The organism is Yunchengibacter salinarum, assembly GCF_037658235.1.
Classification (GTDB): domain Bacteria; phylum Pseudomonadota; class Alphaproteobacteria; order Sphingomonadales; family Kordiimonadaceae; genus Yunchengibacter; species Yunchengibacter salinarum.
The window spans coordinates 1-683 of sequence record NZ_JBBJLN010000032.1; the positions used below are offsets into that span (position 1 = coordinate 1).

1 pseudogene is annotated in these 683 nt (G+C 61.3%); it reads right to left on the reverse strand.

Features of this window, described 5'->3' with window-relative positions:
• Positions 1–683, reverse strand: a pseudogene (locus tag WGH93_RS13195) (IS5 family transposase); the annotation flags it as partial.

Sequence of the window (683 nt, forward strand, 5' to 3'; positions counted from 1 at the left end):
TGCGCTCAACGACCCAGCGGCGCGGGAGCACCTCAAACCCTTCGGCCTTATCCGAACGCCTGACGATCTGCATGGTCCATTGACCCATTTTTCCCAATGCGCCCTTGAATTTTTGGCCCCGCATAGCCTCCATCGGCAAACACATGGCGTAGCCAGGGGAAATTATGTCGGAGGGTCGAGAGCAGATCGGGGGCGCCATCACGGTCCTGAATGTCGGCGGCATGAACGAGGGCGCCGACCATAAAGCCCTCGGTGTCCGTCAGGATATGGCGTTTGCGGCCCTTGATCTTTTTGCCTGCGTCATAGCCCCGGACACCGCCGCTTTCCGTGGTTTTGACGCTCTGACTGTCGATCACCCCGGCTGATGGCGACGTCTCACGGCCACCTGCTTCACGCGCTGTCATCAACAGGGCGTGGTTGATCGCAGGCCACAGGCCCATGTCCCGTCAGCGATAAAAATAATGCTGCAGTGTGGTCATGGGCGGAAATACGCCCGGCGGCAACATGCGCCAGGGCAAGCCACCGTGCAGCAGGTAAAGCATCGCATTCATAATGTCCCGACAACTCCAGCGCGGCGGGCGGCCCCGCCGTGGACGCGGCGGCAGAAGCGGTTCCAGAGCCGCCCACTCCGCATCCGTTAAATCGCTTGGCAAACGCAGTCCTTCGCGGGCAAACTGCCGACG